Annotated in this window: 12 protein-coding genes; 7 read left to right on the top strand and 5 right to left on the bottom strand. The window is 69.5% G+C overall.

Going from position 1 to position 15,893, the window contains the following annotated elements; genetic code table 11:
* The first annotated feature begins 11 nt into the window (after positions 1–11).
* Positions 12–1,148 carry an MFS transporter gene (locus tag NLX86_RS14620; RefSeq protein ID WP_254372118.1) on the top strand — a complete coding sequence of 379 codons (1,137 nt, stop codon included), beginning with the start codon at positions 12–14 and terminating at the stop codon, positions 1,146–1,148.
* Positions 1,149–1,392: 244 nt separating this feature from the next.
* Complete coding sequence (locus NLX86_RS14625) at positions 1,393–1,737, top strand: hypothetical protein (protein WP_254372119.1); 345 nt, start codon at positions 1,393–1,395, stop codon at positions 1,735–1,737.
* A 72-nt stretch (positions 1,738–1,809) separates the two neighbouring features.
* On the opposite strand, the gene NLX86_RS14630 is transcribed toward NLX86_RS14625, so the two are convergent.
* From NLX86_RS14630 to kdpF, 5 genes are all read right to left on the bottom strand, one after another.
* Positions 1,810–4,953, bottom strand: coding sequence for a response regulator (locus NLX86_RS14630; protein ID WP_254372120.1), 3,144 nt, complete (start codon positions 4,951–4,953; stop codon positions 1,810–1,812).
* Between the two features lie 115 nt (positions 4,954–5,068).
* Positions 5,069–5,743, bottom strand: coding sequence for a potassium-transporting ATPase subunit C (locus tag NLX86_RS14635; protein ID WP_254372121.1), 675 nt, complete (start codon positions 5,741–5,743; stop codon positions 5,069–5,071).
* Positions 5,744–5,748: 5 nt separating this feature from the next.
* The gene (gene kdpB / locus NLX86_RS14640) at positions 5,749–7,899 is read right to left on the bottom strand and encodes a potassium-transporting ATPase subunit KdpB (protein WP_254372122.1); all 2,151 of its coding nucleotides are present in this window, start codon (positions 7,897–7,899) and stop codon (positions 5,749–5,751) included.
* The gene (gene kdpA / locus NLX86_RS14645; protein WP_254372262.1) at positions 7,896–9,599 is read right to left on the bottom strand and encodes a potassium-transporting ATPase subunit KdpA; all 1,704 of its coding nucleotides are present in this window, start codon (positions 9,597–9,599) and stop codon (positions 7,896–7,898) included. Before kdpA ends, kdpB (NLX86_RS14640) begins: the two co-directional genes overlap by 4 nt.
* Positions 9,600–9,631: 32 nt before the next feature.
* Positions 9,632–9,721 (bottom strand): K(+)-transporting ATPase subunit F, encoded by a 90-nt coding sequence (gene kdpF, locus NLX86_RS14650; protein WP_175264873.1) that lies wholly within the window; start codon positions 9,719–9,721, stop codon positions 9,632–9,634.
* A gap of 782 nt (positions 9,722–10,503) precedes the next feature.
* Between kdpF and NLX86_RS14660 the strand changes: the two genes are divergently transcribed.
* The 5 genes from NLX86_RS14660 to NLX86_RS14675 all read left to right on the top strand — a co-directional run bounded on the left by NLX86_RS14660 (position 10,504) and on the right by NLX86_RS14675 (position 15,877).
* Positions 10,504–11,049, top strand: a complete 546-nt coding sequence (locus NLX86_RS14660; protein ID WP_254372123.1) for a hypothetical protein — start codon at positions 10,504–10,506, stop codon at positions 11,047–11,049.
* 510 nt (positions 11,050–11,559) lie between these two features.
* Complete coding sequence (kdpB, locus tag NLX86_RS14665) at positions 11,560–13,719, top strand: potassium-transporting ATPase subunit KdpB (RefSeq protein ID WP_254372124.1); 2,160 nt, start codon at positions 11,560–11,562, stop codon at positions 13,717–13,719.
* A 361-nt stretch (positions 13,720–14,080) separates the two neighbouring features.
* A complete protein-coding gene (locus NLX86_RS14670) occupies positions 14,081–14,920 on the top strand; it encodes an SDR family NAD(P)-dependent oxidoreductase (protein WP_254372125.1) in 840 nt (279 codons plus the stop codon).
* Positions 14,921–14,931: 11 nt separating this feature from the next.
* Positions 14,932–15,009: a 50S ribosomal protein bL37 gene (locus tag NLX86_RS35045; RefSeq protein WP_371413915.1), complete on the top strand. Its 78-nt coding sequence runs from the start codon at positions 14,932–14,934 to the stop codon at positions 15,007–15,009.
* 73 nt (positions 15,010–15,082) lie between these two features.
* Positions 15,083–15,877, top strand: coding sequence for a GNAT family N-acetyltransferase (locus NLX86_RS14675; protein WP_254372126.1), 795 nt, complete (start codon positions 15,083–15,085; stop codon positions 15,875–15,877).
* The last annotated feature ends 16 nt before the right edge of the window (positions 15,878–15,893 follow it).

Consider the following 15,893-nt stretch of genomic DNA (forward strand, 5'->3'; position numbering starts at 1 on the left):
GATGGCTGGGTGTGGCTGCCATCACCGCCAGTCTGTTCGTCTTCCTCACCACCGAACTGATGCCGATCGGCCTGCTCACCCCGCTCAGCGAGAGCCTCGGGGTCTCCGTGGGCTCGGCCGGGCTCATGGTCACGGCGCAGGGTGTCGCGGCCGGTCTCGGCGTGCCGTTCATCGTGGCATGGACCCGGCGCGTCAACCGGCGCCGACTGCTCACCACACTGCTGGCCGTCCTGGCCGTCGGTAACCTGATCACCTCGATCGCCCCGAACTACCCGCTGATCCTGGGCACCCGCCTGATCATGGGCTTCGCCAGCGGCGTCTTCTGGGCCATCGGCGTCAGCATGGCCATGCGCATCGTCCCGGAGAAGCACGCCAACCGGGCCGCCGCCGTCGTGATGTCCGGCATCTCGATCGCCACCGTCGTCGGCATCCCGCTCGGCACCCTGCTGGAGAGCGCCAGCGACTGGCGCACCACCTTCCTGATCTGGGCCGGCCTCAGCGCTCTGGTGTTCCTCGCGGTCGCCTTCACGATCCCGTCGCTGCCGTCGGCCAACGCGGTCTCGGTCCGGGAGGTCTTCGGACTGCCCGTCAAGAACGTGCCGCTGCGCGTGGTCCTGGTCATGGTCGTGTTCTTCGTCCTCGGCCACTTCGGTGCCTACACCTTCGTCCGGCCCTACCTCGAGGAAAGTACGTCCGCCACCGTCGGCTTCATCACCGTCGTCCTCATCGTCTTCGGTATCGGCGGCGCGATCGGCAACTTCATCGGCGGCCAGACCGTCAACAAGAGCCTGCGGGGCAGCTTCATCGTGGGCGGCCTGGTCATGATCGCCGCACTCGTCATGCTGCTGACCATCGGCACGAACGACATCGGCGTGATCGCCGCCATGGTCCTGTGGGGCCTTGCCTTCGGCGTCGTCCAGCTCAGCCAGATCAACATGACGCTCTCGGCGGCCCCCGAGACCTTCGAGGCCGCGATGTCGCTCAACACCATGGCCTACAACACCTGCATCGCCCTGGGCGCCCTCATCGGCGGCCTGTTCGCCGACCACGTGGGCGTCACGAGCGTCGTCTGGTTCGGCATCGTCCTGGTCGCCCTCGCCGTGATCCTCCGCGCCGCCACCGGCCGCCGGACCACCCCGGCGAGCTGACCCTCCTGACCACCGAAGTGCGGTCCCGTTCCCGCCCTCACGCTGAGGGCGGGACCCGGGAACGGAGGTCGCGTAAACCCCCGCCGCGACGATCCGCACCGCCTCCGGTGCCGTGGGCGCGTGTTCCGGCCAGCGACGGCGGAGCACGCGCCCACTTCGTATTCCCGGCGGGGACTCCCGCCCCGCATCGTCCGCCGTGCCGCCGCCGCGGCCCGGCGCTCACGGAAGGCCACGGCACCGTCCCATGACGACCCCCACCGACCGCACCACCAACACCGACCGCACCGAGCCCGCCGCCTCCGTCGGTGAGCTGGCCCTGGACCTGTCCGACGACCTGACCGCGGGCCGTTGGACACCGAGCCACCTGGACCGGCGCCTCGCCCGGTTCCTCGTCCTCACGTCGGCGGGCGACGGGCAGCTCACGGCGGACCGGCTCCGTACGGCGTTGTGGGAGGGCGGCGAGCCCTTGCTCCGACAGCCGGACAGCCGCTTCGCATCGCTGCTGGCCCAGTTGATCCCCGGCACGGCATCCGTCCTGGACGACGCGACGGTCCATGCCCTGCTGCGCCGCCTGACCCCGCGCAGGTGACTCGTCCCCAACCCGGGTTTCCCCGCTGCCCGCCGACCACCCGTCGCGGGCGACGAGCTTCCGTTGTACGGGTCACGTCGTGGCTGTGGCCGGGAGGTCGGGGCGGGCACGCGGGTGGCCGGCCGCGGGCCTGAGGGTGAGGACCATGGTGAAGCCGCCGCCCGGAGTGTCTTCGGCGGTGAGTGTGCCGCCCATGGCTTCCGCGAAGCCGCGGGCGACCGCGAGACCGAGGCCGACTCCGGCGCCGCGTGGAGCGTCTCCGTAGCGCTGGAAGGGCGCGAAGATACGGTCCTTCGCCTCGTCCGGGACGCCGGGGCCGCGGTCCACCACGCGGACCTCGACGCGGTCGGCGATCGCGCTGGCCGACACCAGCACCGGTTCACCGTCGGGGCTGTACTTGACGGCGTTCTCGACGATGTTGGCGACGGCACGTTCCAGCAGCCCGCGATCCACGGCGACCATGGGCAGGTCCTCCGGGATGTCGAGGACGACGCTGTCCTCGGGCACGCCGCCAAGTGCCATCGGGACGACTTCGTCGAGGTCTGTCTCGCGGATGAGCGGGGTGACGGTGCCGGTCTGCAGCCGGGACATGTCCAGCAGGTTGCCCACCAGGTTGTCGAGGCGGTCGGCGCCGTCCTCGATGCCGGCCAGCAGTTCGGCCTGGTCCTCCTCGGACCATTGGACGTCGTCGGAGCGCAGGGAGGTCACCGATGCCTTGATGCTCGCCAGGGGGGTGCGCAGGTCGTGGCTGACGGCGGCGAGCAGGGCAGTGCGTATGCGGTTGCCCTCGGCGAGTTCGCGGGCCTGCTCGGCCTCGCCGACCAGGCGCCGGCGGTCGAGTACGACGGCGGCCTGGGTGGCGAAGGCGGACAGTACGCGGCGGTCCTCGGCGGGCAGCACGCGGCCGGTGAGGGCCAGCGCCATGTGGTCGCCGACGGGCATGTCCACGTCCGCGTCCTCGGGTCGCCCGAGCGGACGGGCGTTTCCGACGCTGCCCGTGCAGGTCCATGGCGCGACGTCGCTCTCCCGCTCCAGCAGCGCGACGGATTCCATGTTGAAGGTCTCGCGCACCCGGTCGAGAAGCGCCTCCAGGCTCGTTTCGCCGCGCAGCACGCTGCCGGCGAGGAAGGAGAGGATCTCGGACTCGGCGCGCAGCCGCGCGGCCTGGTGGGTGCGCCGGGCGGCCAGGTCGACCACGGAAGCGACCGAGACCGCCACCCCCACGAAGATCACGATGGCGACGATGTTCTTCGGGTCGGCGATGGTCAGCTTGTGCAGCGGCGGAGTGAAGTAGTAGTTCAGGAGCAGCGAACCGAAGGCCGCGGAGGCCAGGGCCGGCATCAGCCCGCCGACGAGCGCGGCAGCCACGGTCAGCGTCAGGAACAGCAGCATGTCGTTGGCGAGGCCGACATCGGGGGCGACGCCATTGAGCAGGAGGGTCAGCAGCACCGGACCGGCGATGCCCACGAGCCAGCCCCAGATGATCCGGGAGCGGCCGAGCCGGGCGCCGCGTGCCACCGGCAGTCCGCGACCCTTGGCCGCCTCTTCGTGGGTGACGATGTGGACGTCGAGGTCGGGTCCGGATTCGCGGGCGACGGTGGCACTGACGCCGGGGCCGAAGATGTACTGCCAGGTCCTGCGGCGGCTGACGCCGAGGACGATCTGGGTGGCGTTGACGCCGCGCGCGAATTCCAGCAGGGCGTTCGGTACGTCGTCGCCGATGACGTGGTGGAAGGTGCCGCCGAGGTCCTCGACCAGGGTCCGCTGAACGGTGAGCTCCTTGGGCGAGGCGGAGGTCAGGCCGTCGCTGCGGGCGATGTAGACCGCGAGGACCTCGCCGCCTGCTCCCTTCTCGGCCAGGCGGGCGGCGCGGCGGATGAGCGTACGGCCTTCCGGGCCGCCGGTGAGGCCGACGACGATGCGTTCACGGGCCTGCCAGGTCGTACGGATGTTGTGCTCGCCGCGGTACTCCCGGAGATATTCGTCGACGCGGTCGGCGACCCAGAGGAGTGCGAGCTCGCGCAGGGCGGTGAGGTTGCCGGGGCGGAAGTAGTTGGAGAGTGCGGCGTCGACCCGGTCCGGCTTGTAGACGTTGCCGTGGGCCATCCGGCGGCGCAGGGCCTGGGGCGACATGTCGACCAGTTCGATCTGGTCGGCCCTGCGGACCACCTCGTCGGGTACGGTCTCCCGCTGCCGTACGCCCGTTATCGACTCGACCACGTCACCGAGCGACTCCAGGTGCTGGATGTTCACTGTGGATACGACGTCGATGCCCGCGTCGAGGAGCTCCTCCACGTCCTGCCAGCGCTTGGCGTTGCGCGAGCCGGGGACGTTGGTGTGCGCGAGCTCGTCGACGAGGGCGACGGCCGGGCGGCGGTCCAGGACGGCGTCCACGTCCATCTCGGTGAAGACGCTGTCCCGGTACTCGATCTCACGCCGCTGGATCTGTTCCAGGCCGTGCAGCATCACTTCGGTGCGCGGCCGGTTGTGGTGCTCCACGAAGGCGACCACGCAGTCGGTGCCGCGTTCGGTACGGCGGTGTGCCTCGGCGAGCATCGAGTACGTCTTGCCGACGCCCGGGGCTGCACCGAGGTAGATCCGAAGCTTGCCGCGTCCCATGGTTCCGATCTTTGTAGTCGAGGGCTGGTACTGGTACCAGAGTGGGCCCCACACTTCTTGCAGCAGCTGCCTCTGGCCGACGAGCCGGCCGCGATTGTGGATCAGCACTTCCAGCAGGTGCCACTCGGTCGGCGTGAGGCGGACGTCGCGCCCGCCACGCTTGACCTTCTTCGCCAGCAGGTCGACGGTGAAGTCGTCGGTCGTGACCGTCACAGAGTCTTCAGTGGGCGCCGAAGCCGCCGTCCGGCGGGATGCGGCCCGCAGCCGGGCCAGCAGTTCGTCCATGCTGAAGGGCTTGGTGATGTAGTCGTCGGCGCCCGCGTCGAGTGCCTCGACCTTCTCGTCCGAGGTCCGGCGGGCGGAGACCACCAGGATCGGCACACGGGTCCAGCCGCGAAGCCCCTTGATCACGTCGATGCCGTCCATGTCGGGCAGGCCGAGGTCCAGCAGCACGACGTCGGGGAGGCGCGCGACGGCCAGCCGAAGTGCCGTTCCTCCGTCAGGTGCGGAGTCCACCTCGTACTTGCGTGCCTTGAGGTTGATCTCGAGAGCCCGTACGAGCTGTGGCTCGTCCTCCACCACCAGCACCCGAGTCATCGGTGTGCCGCCTTTCTGTCGTGCGCGAGGAGCGTTTCGTCATGAAATGGGGCGGGAGTCCGGGGCGCGAGGAGACGCCTCGGGCCCCGGACTCCCGCCGGCTCGGGTAAGACGATCACTTCTCGGTGAGTTCCTTGAGCGCGATGTTGAGCTTCAGGACGTTCACCGTGGGCTCGCCCATGAAGCCGAGCGTGCGGCCCTCGGTGTGCTCTTCGACCAGCTTCTCCACCTGGGCGACGTCGAGGTTGTTCTTCTCGGCGACGCGGTGGACCTGGAGCTGGGCGTACTCAGGGGAGATGTGCGGGTCCAGGCCCGAGCCGGAGGAGGTCACGGCGTCGGCCGGCACGTCCGAGGGCTTGGGCTGGTAGCCCCTGGCCTTGTTGTCCGCGATGACGGCCTGCTTGGTGTCCGTCACCCACTGGATCAGGTCCGCGTTGTCCCCGGACCGGTTGGTGGCGCCGGAGAGGATGAGCGTGTACTGGGTGTTGACGCTGTTGCTGCCCAGGCCGTTGGACGGGCGCGGCTGGAACCACTTCAGGTCCGGGCGCGCGGCTTCCTCGGCGTCGTCGGGGTTCTTCTTCGGCAGGTTGTAGGTCTGGCCGATGAGTTCGGAGCCGACGACCTTGCCGTCCACCTTGATCTCGGAGCCGTTGGCCTTGTCGCTGAAGAGGGCCTGTGCGACGCCGGTGACGGCGAGCGGGTAGAGGATGCCCGTGATGACGGTGAGGACGAGGAGGGCGCGGAGTCCGGCGCCGATCAGCCGTGCGGTGCTGCCTACAGAGTTGCTCATGGCGATCAGCCGATTCCGGGGATGAGGGAGATGATCAGGTCGATGATCTTGATGCCGATGAACGGCGCGATCAGGCCGCCGAGGCCGTAGATCCCGAGGTTGCGGCGGAGCATCTTGTCGGCGCTGGTCGGTCGGTACTGCACGCCCTTGAGGGCGAGCGGCACCAGCGCGATGATGACCAGCGCGTTGAAGATGACCGCGGACAGGATCGCGGAATGCGGGCTGGCCAGGTTCATGATGTTGAGCTTGTCCAGGCCCGGGTAGACCACCGCGAACATCGCCGGGATGATCGCGAAGTACTTCGCGACGTCATTGGCGATCGAGAAGGTCGTCAGCGCGCCCCGGGTGATGAGCAGTTGCTTGCCGATTTCGACGATCTCGATGAGCTTGGTCGGGTTGGAGTCCAGGTCCACCATGTTCCCGGCCTCCTTGGCGGCCGAGGTGCCGGTGTTCATGGCCACGCCGACGTCCGCCTGCGCCAGCGCCGGGGCGTCGTTGGTGCCGTCGCCGGTCATCGCGACGAGCTTGCCACCGGCCTGCTCGCGCTTGATCAGCGCCATCTTGTCCTCGGGGGTGGCCTCCGCGAGGAAGTCGTCGACGCCGGCCTCCTCGGCGATCGCCTTGGCCGTCAGCGGGTTGTCACCCGTGATCATGACCGTCTTGATGCCCATGCGGCGCAGCTCCTCGAACCGCTCCCGCATGCCCTCCTTGACGACGTCCTTGAGGTGGATGACACCCAGGACGCGGGCGCCCCGGTCGTCTTCGATCGCGACCAGGAGCGGCGTGCCGCCCGCTTCGGAGATCTTGTTGGCGGCCGTGTCGGCGTCCTCGGAGACCTGTCCGCCGCGCTCCTTGACCCAGGTGATGACCGAACCGGTCGCGCCCTTGCGGACCTTGCGGCCGGCCCCGTTCTCGACGAGGTCGACACCCGACATACGGGTCTGGGCGGTGAAGGCGACCCACTCGGCTCCGGACAGCTCGCCCTGGTGCCGCTCGCGCAGCCCGTACTTCTCCTTCGCCAGTACGACGATGGAGCGGCCCTCGGGCGTCTCGTCGGCCAGCGAGGAGAGCTGGGCGGCGTCGGCCAGCTCGGCCTCGGTCGTGCCCTGGACCGGGACGAACTCGGCGGCCTGGCGGTTGCCGAGGGTGATGGTGCCGGTCTTGTCGAGCAGCAGCGTCGACACGTCACCGGCGGCCTCGACCGCACGGCCCGACATCGCCAGCACATTGCGCTGCACGAGGCGGTCCATGCCGGCGATGCCGATGGCGGAGAGCAGTGCGCCGATGGTGGTCGGGATCAGGCAGACCAGCAGGGCGGTCAGCACGATCATCGACTGCTTGGCGCCGGCGTAGATCGCGAACGGCTGGAGGGTGACGACCGCAAGCAGGAAGATGATCGTCAACGAGGCGAGCAGGATGTTCAGCGCGATCTCGTTGGGCGTCTTCTGCCGGGCGGCGCCCTCGACCAGGGCGATCATCCGGTCGATGAAGGTCTCGCCGGGCTTCGTCGTGATCTTGATGACGATGCGGTCCGAGAGGACCTTCGTACCGCCGGTGACGGCGCTCCGGTCACCGCCCGACTCGCGGATGACCGGGGCCGACTCGCCGGTGATGGCCGACTCGTCGACCGACGCGACACCCTCGACGACGTCGCCGTCGCCCGGGATGATGTCGCCGGCCTCGCAGACCACCAGGTCGCCTATGCGCAGCTCGGTGCCGGGCACCCGCTCTTCCGTCCTGCCGCTGAGGCGGCGTGCGACGGTGTCGGTCTTCGCCTTACGAAGAGTGTCGGCCTGTGCCTTGCCACGCCCCTCGGCCACCGCCTCCGCCAGGTTCGCGAAGATCGTGGTCAGCCACAGCCAGCCGGCGATCGCCCAGCCGAACCAGTCGGTCGGGTCCTTGAGGGCCAGCACGGTGGTGAGGACGGAGCCGACCAGCACCACGAACATCACGGGCGACTTGATCATCACCCGCGGGTCGAGCTTGCGGACCGCGTCCGGGAAGGACTTGACCAGCTGCTTGGGGTCGAACAGGCCCCCGCCGACGCGGCCGCTGTCGGGCTTGTGACCGGTGGGCACGTCCTGGTGCGGCGCACGGGTCGGAGTAACGGTGGACATGGAGCCGGGCTCCTCATGCTTCTTTACATTGGTGGTCATGACGCGAGCCCTTCGGCAAGCGGACCCAGCGCCAGCGCCGGGAAGTAGGTCAGACCAGTGATGATCATGATCGAACCGACCAGCAGCCCGGTGAAGAGCGGCTTCTCGGTACGCAGGGTGCCCGCGGTCGCGGGGACCGGCTTCTGCTCGGCGAGCGAGCCGGCCAGCGCCAGCACGAACACCATCGGGACGAACCGGCCGAGCAGCATCGCGAGACCGATCGTGGTGTTGAACCACTGGGTGTCCGCGTTCAGACCGGCGAAGGCCGAGCCGTTGTTGTTGGCGCCCGAGGAGTACGCGTAGAGGATCTCGGAGAATCCGTGCGCACCGGAGTTGGTCATGGAGTTGGACGGGGTGTCCAGGGCCATCGCCGCGGCGGTGAAGCAGAGCACCAGCGCCGGGGTGACGAGGATGTAGCACGCGGCGAACTTGATCTCGCGGGTGCCGATCTTCTTGCCCAGGTACTCGGGCGTACGGCCGACCATCAGGCCGGCGATGAACACCGCGATGATCGCCATGATCAGCATGCCGTAGAGGCCGGAACCGACACCTCCGGGGGCGATCTCGCCGAGCTGCATGCCCAGCATGGTGATGCCGCCGCCGAAGCCGGTGAACGAGGAGTGGAACGAGTCCACCGCACCCGTCGAGGTCAGTGTCGTGGACACCGCGAAGATCGACGAAGCACCGATACCGAAGCGGGTCTCCTTGCCTTCCAGAGCCCCGCCCGCGGCCTCGAACGCCGGGCCGTTACCCGCGAACTCCGTCCACCACATGAGCAGGACGAAGCCGAGCCAGATGGTCGCCATCGTGGCGAGGATCGCGTAGCCCTGCTTGACGCTGCCGACCATCCGGCCGAAGGTGCGGGTGAGCGCGAACGGGATCAGCAGGATCAGGAAGATCTCGAACAGGTTGGTGAAGGCGTTCGGGTTCTCGAAGGGGTGGGCCGAGTTGGCGTTGAAGTAACCGCCACCGTTGGTGCCCAGCTCCTTGATGACCTCCTGGGAGGCCACCGCGCCGCCGTTCCACTCCTGCGTGCCGCCCATGAACTGGCCGACGGAGTGGATGCCGGAGAAGTTCTGGATCGCGCCCGCGGCGACCAGCACGATCGCGCCGATCACCGAGATCGGGAGCAGGATCCGGACAACTCCGCGGACCAGGTCGGACCAGAAGTTGCCCAGTTCACCGGTGCGGGTGGGGGTCCCCCCTGCTCGAGCGGAGCCGAGAGCTCGGGGGAGGGCGAAGCCCCGAACCAGCGCGACGGCGACAGCCATGCCGACGGCGGCGGAGACGAAGTTCTGCACCGCCAGGCCGCCGGTCTGTACGACGTGGCCCATGGCCTGCTCGCCGTAGTACGACTGCCAGTTGGTGTTCGACACGAACGAGGCGGCGGTGTTGAACGCCTGGTCCGGGTCGATGGAGGAGAAGCCGAGCGAGCCGGGCAGGCTGCCCTGGATGCGCTGCAGCAGGTAGAGGAAGAGGACGCTCACGGCGGAGAAGGCCAGCACACCGCGCAGATAGGCGGGCCAGCGCATCTCGGCGTTGGGGTTGGCGCCGACGGCCTTGTAGATCCACTTCTCGACGCGCAGATGCTCCGTCGAGGAGTAGACCCGGGCCATGTAGTCGCCCAGTGGACGGTACGCCAGAGCGAGCGCAGCGATCAGCGCGAGCAGCTGGAGCACACCAGCGAGGAAGGGGCTCATTTCGCCCGGAGCGGAAGCGACTGAAGTCACCGTCAGAACCTCTCCGGGTACACAAGGGCGAGGACGAGGTAACCCAGCAGGGCGACGGCCACGACGAGGCCGACAATGTTCTCGGCGGTCACAGCTTTGCCACCCCCTTGGCGATGAGAGCCACCAGCGCGAAAACCGCGATCGTGGTGACGACGAAGGCCACGTCGGCCATCGTGAGCTCCTGGAGAGGTTCGGAAGTATTCGGGCTCTTAGAGGAAAGCCGCTTTCCGAGCAGACACGCTTGCCGTTGACGGGTCCCTTACGGCCATTCGCGCCGCTTTGACGGTTCCCTTACGCCGATCCCTCCGACCTGTGAATACACCGCCACGCCTCACTCCGTACGAGGGGGCAGGACCCGGTGGCCACGCCGGTTTCCGGTCACCGGGAGGCGCCGTCATCGCGGCGGCGAAGGTACGGAGTGCTCGGCAGCCGTCCAGGACCGGGCCCGCATTGTCGAGTGCCGCGCCTGCGTGGTCGGCGAGGGTTACCGCGACCAGGCGCGCCCGCAGGGGCGGGACGACTCCTGGAGTGGGCTGGAGCATGAACCGGCCGCAATGCGGTCACGAAGCGGGTATCTCATGGGGCCACCTCGCCGTACTCCGTACGTCAGAACCTCTCGGGGAAGATGAGCGCCTACACAGCTTCTTCGCTCCGGCTTCCCGCCTGACAAGGCCAGGGTCCGTCTGCCGACCCCGTCCGGGTACGAGAACCAAGGGCCTTGACGCATCCCTGGCGCGGATGGGGCAGACATTGACGCCGCCTTGACGGGGCGTGCTCGCCGGGCGTCGCGGGATCTGGACGGCGCGGCTCCGGCCCGCCAAGCTGCATGGGCGATCAAGCGCAGCGGCGGCTGCACAGTGCCGTGGGGTGGGGAATGGTGAAGCAATCGCAGGCCGACGCGTTGGCGCGGGAGCGCATCCGTTACCGGTTGACGGTTCTCCAGCGCACGCTGCCCCTGTTGCCCGGCGCAGCCATCATCGTGGCCGGCCAGATCCTGTTCTGGGCGGAAGGGGGGCCGGCCGGCCCGGTACTCGTCACCGGCCTGGTCCTGTGGCTTGTCGCGCCCCTGGTGGCGGTGGTCTCCTCGTCGGCCTTCGGTATCACCCTCACGACGTCGGCGGCCGTCGTGCACAACTTCCGCCGCAGGGTCATCCCGTGGTCCGACGTCCAGGCCATCCGGATCGAGCCGCTCATGGGGAGCCGGACGGTCGTCCTCCATGAGGCGAACGGCCGCCGCACCCGACTGCGGGCACCCATGACCGGGTTCCTCAGCTGGGACCGGAGGTTCGAGGAGAAGTTCCACACCATCGGAAGGTGGTGGCTGGATCACCGCGGACCGGAGTGGACTCCTGTCCCGCCACCGCGGACATGGTGGGACGGCCCGACGACCGCCGGGGATCCCTACGCGCCTCCCGCGTAGTCGGCGGCAGTTGGCCGCCAGGGGTGAGGGCGTCCCGGTCGCGGCCCCCCTCGTGGCCGCGGACCGGGGCGCCCCGACGGACGACCGTCCGTGTCCCCACGGCGATCGGTGTCGGCCCGTTCCGGTAGCCCGAAGGCGTTCCTTGATGCCCTCCTGACGCCGTTTCAGCACTTCTTGACAGGTGCTTGACGCACCCCGCGGTGGGACTGTCAGAGGGCCGTAAATACCGCCGTAAACAGGCGAATTGACAGCTGCGCGGGGCCTAGATTCCCTGTGGCCGCTCAAGGTCGCGGACGTCAGTGGCATGACAGCAGCCCGGGATCCCTCCCGGTCGCGTCCCTCGGCGGTGGGCATGCGGTGGCGTCTCCCCGCTCCGCGTCCGTACGAAGCCTTGCCGGTGCCGGCGTGCCGATGCCCGGCGCCGGCAAGGCCCAGTACCGCTGCTACTCCTTGTCGGCTCCCGGTCTCCCGCCCCGCGGGTGGCCCGGGCTCATCAGAAGGTCTTCCGCGATGCTTCCCGCCGCCCCTCAGCAGGCTCCGACTGATCGGAGAGGCCGGACACCGGTGGGTGGGCCGGCTCCCCGGCCGCACCACCGGCGTACCCGGCCGGGCGGCCTCTTCGATCCCGTACAGCTGCTGAAGTCCTTTCCGGAGGCGGTGCGCAAGCTGCACCCGCGGGCCCTGGTCCGTAATCCGGTGCTGTTCGTCGTCGCCGCGGGATCGGTGCTGACCACGCTGTCCGCACTGTTCCACCCCTCCGTCTTCACCTGGGTGATCAGCTGCTGGCTGTGGCTGACGGTGGTGTTCGCGAATCTGGCGGAGGCGGTCGCCGAGGGCCGGGGCAAGGCGCAGGCGGAGTCGCTGCGCCGCGCGCGTACGGACACGGTCGCGCTGCGGCTGCGCACCTGGCGCGTCGGGACAGACCTGAGGCGTGCCGAGACCGAGGCCGTGGCCGCCACCGACCTTCGCCTCTTCGACTTCGTCCTGGTCGAGGCGGGCGAAATGATCCCGGCGGACGGTGATGTCGTCGACGGTGTCGCGGCGGTCGACGAGTCCGCCGTCACCGGCGAGTCCGCGCCCGTCATCCGCGAGTCGGGCGGTGACCGCTCAGGGGTGACGGGCGGTACGACGGTGCTCTCGGACCGCATCGTCGTACGGGTCACCTCGCGTCCCGGACATTCCTTCCTGGACCGGATGATCGCCCTGGTCGAGGGCGCGTCCCGGCAGAAGACCCCGAACGAGATCGCCCTCAACATCCTGCTCGCCGCGCTCACCATCGTCTTCGTCCTGGTGGTCGTGGCGCTCCAGCCGATGGCCGCGTACGCCAACGCCGCGCAGTCCACCACCGTCCTGGTCGCCCTCCTCGTCACCCTGATCCCGACCACCATCGGCGCACTGCTCTCCGCCATCGGCATCGCCGGCATGGACCGCCTCGTGCAGCGCAATGTGCTGGCGATGTCAGGGCGGGCGGTCGAGGCCGCGGGCGACGTCAACACCCTGCTGCTCGACAAGACCGGGACCATCACCCTGGGCAACCGTGAAGCCGCCGACTTCGTACCGCTGCCCGGCGTCGACGAGCTGATCCTCGCGGACGCCGCCCAGCTCTCCTCGCTGGCCGACGAGACACCCGAGGGCCGCTCCATCGTCGTACTCGCGAAGCGGAGGTACGGACTGCGGGAGCCTGCCCAGGGCGAGCTGAGCCATGCCCGGTTCGTGTCCTTCTCCGCGCAGACCAGGATGTCGGGCGTCGACCTCTCCTGGGACAACGGCGCCTCCTGCCACATCCGCAAGGGCGCTGCGGCCCAGGTGATCGACTGGGTGCAGCTGCGGGGAGGCCAGGTCCCCTCCGAAGCACGGTTGTTCACCGACTCCATCGCCGCCTCCGGCGGCACGCCGCTGCTGGTCGCGGTGCACGACTGGGACGGGGCCCGCGTGCTGGGTGTCGTCCACCTCAAGGACGTGGTCAAGGACGGGATCCGGGAACGGTTCGCCGAGCTGCGCCGCATGGGCATCCGTACAGTCATGATCACCGGTGACAACCCGCTGACCGCGCGGGCCATCGCGCAGGAGGCGGGGGTCGACGACTTCCTCGCCGAGGCCACTCCCGAGGACAAACTCGCCCTCATCAAGCGCGAGCAGGAGGGCGGCAAGCTCGTCGCGATGACCGGCGACGGTACGAACGACGCGCCCGCGCTCGCGCAGGCGGACGTCGGCGTGGCCATGAACACCGGCACGTCGGCCGCCAAGGAGGCCGGGAACATGGTCGACCTCGACTCCAACCCCACCAAGCTCATCGAGATCGTCCAGATCGGCAAGCAACTCCTGATCACGCGGGGTGCGTTGACGACCTTCTCCATCACCAACGACGTCGCCAAATACTTCGCGATCATCCCCGCGATGTTCGCCGGCGCCTATCCGGGACTCGAAGCGCTGAACATCATGGGCCTGCACAGCCCGACGTCCGCGATCACCTCGGCGATCATCTTCAACGCGCTGATCATCGTGGCGCTCATCCCGCTCGCGCTGCGCGGCGTCCGCTACACCCCGGCCTCCGCCCACGACCTCCTCAAGCGCAACCTCGCCGTCTACGGCCTGGGCGGTCTCGTCCTGCCGTTCCTCGGCATCAAGCTGATCGACCTGCTCGTCTCGACGATTCCAGGCCTGGGCTGAGAGGGCTGAGACCCATCAGATCCCCGTCAAGGATGGCCCTGGCCGCTTGAGTCCATGCGCGCGGGCCAGTTGGATGGACGGTGTGAACAGCAGCCTGCGCCATGACGACCGGCCACCGTCATGGCGGAGCCGTGCCGGGACTACGCCGGTGCCGCCGGGCTCGCGCGCTGCTCACCCGCCGGTGCGGTGACGCACTCGCCCGCGCCCGCCTGACGGCGGCACCGCTTCACCGCGTACTCCTGACTCCCTGACGAGCGTACGCACGCACCCACACCCTTCGCACGCCCGATGCCCCTTGCGCCCGCTCCTGCCCGGAGCAGGCCAGGGGCTTCCCGGCCGTGCCCGTTTCCAGGAATTGATCATGACTTCTGCATCCCTGTCCGGACGGACCGTGCTGGTGACCGGAGCTACTTCCGGTATCGGCTGGGAGACCGCGCGGCAGCTCGCCGAGCGCGGCGCCACCGTCCTCGTGCACGGCCGCACCGCCGAGGAAGCGCAGGCCGCGACCGACCGGCTGATCGCCACCGCCGGAATCGACGCGGCCCGCCTGTGCGCGTTCGCCGCCGACTTCGCCCGCCTCGAGGAGGTCGAGCACCTCGCCCACCGGATCGTCCAGGAGCACCCGCATCTGGACGTGCTGGTCAACAACGCCGGCATGGCCGCCCCCGAGCGGCACACCGTCACCGCGGACGGCAACGAGATCGCCTTCCAGGTCAACTTCCTCGCCCACTACCTGCTCACCAACCTGCTGGAGCCCGCTCTCACCATGGGGCATCTCCAGCGCGAAGCGCGAGGGGAGGAGCCCGGCGGCCGCGTGGTGAGCGTGTCGTCGTCGCTGCACCGAACCGCATCGATCCAGTGGAGCGACCCGAACCGGGCCCGCAGCTACTCGCGGCTCGCCGCCTACGCGCAGTCGCAGCTGGCGCTCACCGTCTTCGCCTCCGACCCGCGCGTGACGGCCGTCTCCGTCCACCCCGGCATCTGCGAGACCGCCCTGCTGCCGGTGTACGCCCACCAGGGCGCCACCGCAGCCGAAGGTGCCGCGCACGTGGTGCGGCTGTGCGACCCGGCCACCGAGATCGTCAACGGCGCCTACTACGACCGCGACAAGCGCGTCGACCCGGCCCCGATCGCCACCGAGGCACGCACCGTCAAGCGCCTCAACAAGCTCGCCTCCCTGCTCGTCGGCCAGAACGCCTGAAGGAGACAGACATGTCCAAGCGCGCCCGCAAGAAGAAGGCACGCCGAAAGAAGAAGGCGAACCACGGCCGCAGGGCCGGTCAGCGCTGACCACCCCCGCGGGGCGGTCTGTCCATTGGGGACAGGCCGCCCCGCGACCGATAGAAATAGAAGGGGACTCTCCGTGATCGAGCTCTCGACCCGTCAACTCCCGGCTCTCGCCCGGTGGTTCCCCGCCGGGGCGCCCGGCCCCGGCGCCCTGGCCGAACATGCTCTGACCACCGGCACCGGCCGCTGGTGGGCGGACCGCCCTGTCCAGCCACGGGCTGTCGCCGTGGCCTGCGCCGACCATGTTCTGCTGCGCGGTGACCCGAGCGCCCTCACTCCGGGCGGCCTGGCGCCGTTCGCGGGCGGCTATGTCGAGGCGCCCGCCCGGTTCGTACCGGTGCTCGGCGCGGCCTTTGACCGGGTCATGCCGTGGGAGCGCATGGTCTACGTGCACCGCGTGCCCGTAGCGGCGCCCCGACTGCAGCGGGGCGTGACGGTACGCCGGCTGCAGCCCGGCGACACGCCGGCGCTCACCGCCTTCACCGGGCTCGACACCCATACGGCCTGGATTCACCGCAGTTGGGGCGGTCCCGCGGGCCTCGCCGCCTCCGGGCTCGGCTGGGCCGCCTTCCACCAGGGCAGTGTCCTCGCCGTGGCCTGTACGTACTTCCTTGGCAGCACGTACGAGGACATCGCCTGCGTCACCGTCCCCGACCGCAGGCGCCAGCACCTGGCCCTCGCCTGCGTCACCGCTCTGTGCGCGGACATCGCCGCCCGCGGCCGCACGGCGAGCTGGTCGTGCTCGCGCGACAACCGTCCCAGTCGCCTGTTGGCCTGGACCGCGGGCTTCCGGCTGGAGCGCGAGTACGTCCACCACCTCACCGGAAGCCCCGCGGCTCGGAGCCTGCCGGGCGACAGAATCCCGGCGTGAGCCACCACCCGCCGTG

It is taken from the genome of Streptomyces sp. A3M-1-3, assembly GCF_024213665.1.
Classification (GTDB): Bacteria; Actinomycetota; Actinomycetes; order Streptomycetales; family Streptomycetaceae; genus Streptomyces.

What these genes read in the sequence shown, in the direction of transcription:
- NLX86_RS14670 (WP_254372125.1), top strand. Translation starts at nt 14,081, where the DNA reads ATGACTTCTGCATCCCTGTCCGGACGGACCGTGCTGGTGACCGGAGCT.
- NLX86_RS14625 (WP_254372119.1), top strand. Translation starts at nt 1,393, where the DNA reads ATGACGACCCCCACCGACCGCACCACCAACACCGACCGCACCGAGCCC.
- kdpB (WP_254372124.1), top strand. Translation starts at nt 11,560, where the DNA reads ATGCTTCCCGCCGCCCCTCAGCAGGCTCCGACTGATCGGAGAGGCCGG.
- kdpB (WP_254372122.1), bottom strand. Translation starts at nt 7,899, where the DNA reads ATGACCACCAATGTAAAGAAGCATGAGGAGCCCGGCTCCATGTCCACC.
- kdpA (WP_254372262.1), bottom strand. Translation starts at nt 9,599, where the DNA reads ATGAGCCCCTTCCTCGCTGGTGTGCTCCAGCTGCTCGCGCTGATCGCT.
- NLX86_RS35045 (WP_371413915.1), top strand. Translation starts at nt 14,932, where the DNA reads ATGTCCAAGCGCGCCCGCAAGAAGAAGGCACGCCGAAAGAAGAAGGCG.
- NLX86_RS14660 (WP_254372123.1), top strand. Translation starts at nt 10,504, where the DNA reads ATGGTGAAGCAATCGCAGGCCGACGCGTTGGCGCGGGAGCGCATCCGT.
- NLX86_RS14630 (WP_254372120.1), bottom strand. Translation starts at nt 4,953, where the DNA reads ATGACTCGGGTGCTGGTGGTGGAGGACGAGCCACAGCTCGTACGGGCT.
- NLX86_RS14635 (WP_254372121.1), bottom strand. Translation starts at nt 5,743, where the DNA reads ATGAGCAACTCTGTAGGCAGCACCGCACGGCTGATCGGCGCCGGACTC.